2 protein-coding genes and 3 riboswitches are annotated in these 5,842 nt (G+C 52.7%); both genes read left to right on the top strand.

All coding sequences use genetic code 11. The features are described 5' to 3' along the window. A riboswitch (cobalamin riboswitch) is annotated at positions 1–189 on the top strand. This riboswitch is flagged as partial in the annotation. Between the two features lie 186 nt (positions 190–375). After that, positions 376–3,093: a TonB-dependent receptor domain-containing protein gene (locus EKO24_RS06600; protein ID WP_127026945.1), complete on the top strand. Its 2,718-nt coding sequence runs from the start codon at positions 376–378 to the stop codon at positions 3,091–3,093. Between the two features lie 148 nt (positions 3,094–3,241). Next, positions 3,242–3,446: riboswitch (cobalamin riboswitch) on the top strand. Positions 3,447–3,557: 111 nt separating this feature from the next. Continuing rightward, entirely contained in the window at positions 3,558–5,609 is a 2,052-nt protein-coding gene (locus EKO24_RS06595; protein WP_127026944.1) for a TonB-dependent receptor, read from the top strand. A gap of 131 nt (positions 5,610–5,740) precedes the next feature. Next, positions 5,741–5,842, top strand: a riboswitch (cobalamin riboswitch). This riboswitch is flagged as partial in the annotation.

Raw genomic sequence — 5,842 nt, 5'->3', positions numbered from 1 at the left:
TTCAGGTTCCGGAGGGTTATTCAAACCCAATGGTTAAACGGGAAGTCGGTATCCAAAGCCGACGCTGCCCCCGCAACGGTATGTAAGTAAAGTTTCATCGAGACGCCACTGTGTTCAGTCATGGGAAGGCGATGATTCAGGCTGGCGCCACTTATAAGCCCGGAGACCGGCCCGAAAGTACAATTCGGTACAGCGGAGGGCTGTCAGCGGAAATGACATCGCGGTTTCTCTCGTTTTCTTTAGTCCTTTGTTGTGTAAGTCAACCATCATGCGCGGGCGGCGCACGACTGCATGGACAGATAGGTTGTCCATGCAAAACCCGCATTCCCTTACCTCCCCATGGAGAATGCAGGAGCAATTGCCAAGAGGACTCAAATGCAAAAATTCATCTTCGACTCATTATTACGAACCGGTTCCGATACCCAGTTACATACGCCGGAAGCTCCGCATAAATACTTTATCTCGTTGGGGCTATTTTTATTACTTTCTTGCTCGGCCTTTACAATTCCAACACTTCTTCTTGCCGTTAACAGCGATTGGATTCATGGTTTTCTTCATCCGTTGCAAGGATGGGATCATCTACTCACCATGGTTGCGGTAGGTATCTGGGCGGCCCAACTACGCGGGCAGGCCATCTGGATGTTACCGCTTGCGTTTGTCAGCGTGATGAGCCTTGGCGGACTTGCCTCGGCGGCAAGCCTGGCTATTCCCAGCGTGGAAATCATGATCCTGCTTTCCGGTCTGGTGTTTAGCGTGGTTATCGTCGGCAAAGTACGGTTCAGCGCCCGGATTAATGTGTTGATTGTGGCATTTTTCGCCTTTTTCCACGGCTATGCGCACGGACAGGAAATGTCGGCCTCGGCAAGCCTGAGTTCCTACACCGTCGGCTTTGTATCCGCAACCTTGTTGCTACACTGTGCGGGCATATTTACTGCACGTCTGGCTGTTATAATCTTTGCTGTTTTTATCGGCAGCAACGCTAATGCCCAGGAAAAGAACGATTCGCCGGCAGATAAAAATAAATCTGTAACGCTTGATGAAATGATTATTAGCGGCCGCAGCGATTCGCAAGTGGGCGTTGCCGACAGCGCCTCGCAAGGCAATATCGGACAAGAACAGCTTAAATACCGGACGATAAGCCGGCCGGTCGAAGTGCTGGAAACAGTCCCCGGTCTGATCGCCACGCAACACAGCGGCGAAGGCAAGGCCAACCAGTATTTTTTGCGCGGCTTTAACCTGGATCACGGCACCGATTTTTTGACCCAGATCGACGGCGTGCCGGTTAACCAGCTGTCCCACTCGCACGGGCAAGGCTGGACCGACACCAATTTCCTTATCCCTGAGTTAATAGAAACGCTGGAATTTAAAAAAGGCGGCCATTATGCGGAAAACGGCGATTTTTCCAGTATCGGATCGGCTAACATCAAATATTTCAGGGAACTGCCGGAACATATCGTCAAGTTTACCGGCGGCAGTTTCGATTATTACCGGGGCTTGGCGGCAGGCTCTGAAAAGCTGGGCGACGGCGTGTTGCTGTATGCCGGTGAGACTGTACACAATAACGGCCCATGGACGGCCGGCAATGACTATTTGAAATTTAACGGCCTGTTGCGCTATAGCGAAGAACGCGGCAATCATGGCTGGAACATTACCGGCATGGCGACAAAATCCGACTGGAAATCCACCGACCAAATCGCCCAACGCGCACTGGATCAAGGACGCATCGGCCGATTCGACACTATTGACCCGACCGACGGCGGCAATAGCCAGCGCTACAGCCTGACCGGCGAATGGCATCGCCAAGATACAGGCAGCGAAACCAAATTGACGGCTTACGGAATCTATTCCAAGTTGAACCTGTATTCGAACTTCACTTACTTTTTGGACAATAACGAACTCAACAACCCAGAGGGTTGCGCGGGCTTGAACCCGGGACAACTTGACCCCAGCCTGTTCAATAGTTGCGGCGACCAGTTCGGCCAACCCGACGATCGCTGGACAACCGGTTTCAAAGGCAGCCATACCCTGTTCCACAAAATCGGCGCTGCCGATTCGGATACGACGTTCGGCTTGCAAATACGCAACGACAACATCCAAAACGGCTTAACCAAGACCCACGCTCAAGTACAGTACGGCGTTACCCGGCAAGATACTATCGCCGTCACCAGCATCAGCCCGTATGCGGAAAATAAAACCCATTGGAACGACTGGTTGCGCACCAACCTGGGCCTGCGTTTCGACGGCTTTCGCTTCGATGTGAAAAGCAGCCAAAGTCAAAATAACGGCGAACGCTATGACGGCTTGGTCAGCCCCAAGCTGGGCGTTGTTTTCGGTCCTTGGGCGAACACGGAGTTTTACCTGAACGGCGGCCTGGGCTATCACAGCAACGATGCCCGCGGCATTACCACGCGCGTCGACCCGGTCACCGGCAGCGCAACCGATGCCGACGGCAACCCCATTACCCGTGCTACCCCGCTGGTGCGTACTTACAGTTCGGAAATCGGCGTGCGCTCAACCTGGATAAAAGGCTTGCAAAGCACGCTGGCGCTTTGGTGGCTGGACATCGATTCGGAACTGCTGTTTGTCGGCGATGCCGGCACCACAGAGCCCAGCCGGCCCAGCCGCCGCTACGGTCTTGAGTTTGCTAACTATTACTCGCCGACAGACTGGCTAACTTTCGATGCCGACTTCAGCTTTTCCCATTCGCGTTTCCGAAACAATGTCGATGGCATCGGCAATTACGTGCCTAATTCAGTAGCAACGGTTATCGCCTCAGGCGCGACATTTCACGATGTTTTCGGCGGTTTTTTCGGCGGTCCGCGCTTGCGTTATTTCGGCCCTCGCGCTTTGGATGAAAGCGGCGACGCTCTTTCAGCCCCAACCTTGCTGCTATCCGCGATGTTGGGTTATGAAGTGAATAAAAACCTGAGTGTGCAAGCGGAAGCCTTTAACCTTCTAAATCGTAAAGATGCCGGGATTACCTATTACTATGCGTCCCGCCTGCCCGGCGAAAATCAAGACGGCGTTAATGATTACGTCTTCCACCCGGTCGAACCGATCAGTTTCCGTTTAGGGTTTACTGCGAAATTTTAAAGGACGGATTTACCACTAAGACGCGAAGTTTTATATTTTTTCTTTGTAATTTTCGCGTCTTCGTGGTGAATAAACGTACAATTCATTTTTTCATTTTGTTCAAAAGTTGTTTACGCCGTAAACTTGCTTTATCAACGTACCCGCCTATAATTGCGCCTTGCTTTCAGGTTCCGGAGGGTTATTCAAAACCCAATGGTTAAACGGGAAGTCGGTATCCAAAGCCGACGCTGCCCCCGCAACGGTATGTAAGTAAAAGTTTCATCGAAACGCCACTGTGCTAACGCATGGGAAGGCGATGATTCAGGCAAACGCCACTTACAAGCCCGGAGACCGGCCCGAAAGTGTAATTCGGTACAGCGGAGGGCTGTCAGCGAAAATGACAGTCTGGCTCTGCGTCATCTCTCGTTTTGTTTGTCCTCTGTTGTGTAAATCAACCACCCTGCGCGGGCGGCGCACGAGGACACATGCAAAAACTCATCTTCACCGCATTAATCATTGCCGGATTTATCCCGGCGCAAACTTCATCGGCCGATGAAACAGTCACTTTGGATACGATGGAAGTCAAAGGCCGGGCAACCGATTTGCTGGGCGTGGCCTCATCCGCATCGCAAGGCGTAATCGAACAAGCGAAGCTTAAGTATCGTCCCTTGGCGCGAGCCGGCGAGCTGGTTGAAGTGGTGCCGGGCGCGTTGGCAACCCAACACAGCGGCTCCGGCAAAGCCAACCAATTTTTTTTGCGCGGTTTTAACCTGGATCACGGCACCGATTTTTCGGCGATGGTGGACGGCGTGCCGATGAACATGCCGAGTCATGCGCACGGCCAAGGCTATCTGGACCTGAACAGCGTAATTCCTGAACTGGTTGACCATATCGACTACGGAAAAGGCCCTTATTATGCCGATGCCGGCGATTTTTCTTCGGCAGGTTATTCGCGTATACACACGATGCGTAGCTTACCCAAAGGACTGCTCAAATTTACCGGCGGCGAGTTCGGCTATTACCGCACATTATTGGCCGATTCTACAAAAATCGGTTCGGGCGAACTGTTGGCTGCCGGCGAATTCAATGCTTATAACGGCGTATGGAAACAGCCGGAAGACTTGGGCAAATACAACGGCATGTTGCGCTACACGCAGGACAATAAGGATTGGGGCTTGTCGGTCAACGCCAAAGCCTATCATTCCAGTTGGAACGCGACCAACCAGATTCCGGAACGGGCTATCGATAGCGGCACGCTTGACCTGTACGGCAGCATGGATCCTTCCGACGGCGGCGACAGCAGCCGTTACAGTCTGTCCGGCAACGCTTGGAGCCGGGGCGACAACTATAAAAACGATTTTAATGTTTATGCTGTCTACTACGACCTCAATCTTTATTCGAACCCTACCGGTTTTCTTGACTACCCCGAGCAAGGCGACCAAGTACATCAAACCGAGCGCCGCGTGGTAAGCGGCGGCAACGGAGAACACACCTGGTTTTCCAAGTGGTTCGGGATAGATGTCGACAACAGCTTAGGCTTGCAAATCCGCCATGACGAAGTCATTGGCGCGGCATTAAACCACACCGAACAACGGCGGATTTTTCAAACGGTGCGTCAGGACGATATTAGCGAGACCAGCGTCGCGCTCTACCTGAAAAACCAGGTTCAATGGCTGGAAAAATTCCGCAGCATTTCCGGATTACGCGCGGATTTTTTGGATGTTAATGTCAACAGCCTGACGCTTGCGGCCAATTCCGGCCAACGAAACGCCTCTCTGCTGAGCCCCAAACTCAGCCTGATTTTCGGCCCTTGGGCCGATAACGAAGTGTTTGTTAACCTGGGCTACGGCCATCATTCCAACGACGCACGGGGAGCCACCTTGCGCGTTAACCCGGTCAACGGCGATCCGGCCGAATCGGTCTCGCCTTTAGTGCGGTCACGCGGCGGTGAAATCGGCGTTCGCAGCCAGTTTATTCGGGGACTGAATTCCACGCTGGCGCTATGGTGGATGCAGGTGAATTCCGAATTGATTTTCGTCGGCGATGCAAGCACAACCGAACCTAGCGGCCGTAGCGAACGGCATGGCCTGGAATGGAGCAATTATTACCAAGTCAACGATAGCCTGATGCTGGACGCCGACCTGTCTTTTTCAAAGGCGCGCTATGTCGGCGTGCCGCGCGAGCTGAACCATATCACCAATTCGGTAGGCCGGGTGATCAGCGCCGGAGCGGTCGTGCAACTGCCCTTTCATACCTTTACGACATTACGCTTACGTCATTTTGGCGATATTCCGCTGAACGATTCAGGCAGTTTTACCGCAGGCGACACGACGCTGGTGAACTGGGGATTCGGCTATCAACATAAGGATTTGAAACTTGAACTTGACCTGTTCAATCTGCTGGGCTCTAAAAGCAGCGACACGGCTTACGCCTATACGTCGCGCTTACAGGGTGAAGCGGCCGACGGGGTGGACGGCATACTCCGGCATCCGGTGGAGCCACGCATGCTAAGGCTGACGGGCTCGATAAGGTTTTAATCCTGTTTATCAGTATCCGGACATAAGTTTCCAGCTAAGGTTAAAATCCGGAGTGCAGGCTTTGCCTGCACTCCAAAATACCGGAAAACTTTAGCTCGATTACTTATTTGCTTTATTAACATAACCCCCTATAATGCGCCCTGCTTTCAGGTTCCGGAGGGTTATTCAAACCCAATGGTTAAACGGGAAGTCGGTATCCAAAGCCGACGCTGCCCCCGCAACGGTATGTAAGT

It is taken from the genome of Candidatus Methylobacter oryzae, from assembly GCF_003994235.2.
Classification (GTDB): domain Bacteria; phylum Pseudomonadota; class Gammaproteobacteria; order Methylococcales; family Methylomonadaceae; genus Methylobacter_A; species Methylobacter_A oryzae.
This window is presented reverse-complemented; position numbering and strand designations above follow the sequence as displayed.

Coding starts and splice junctions, on each gene's coding strand:
- EKO24_RS06600 (WP_127026945.1), top strand. CDS start 376: ATGCAAAAATTCATCTTCGACTCATTATTACGAACCGGTTCCGATACC.
- EKO24_RS06595 (WP_127026944.1), top strand. CDS start 3,558: ATGCAAAAACTCATCTTCACCGCATTAATCATTGCCGGATTTATCCCG.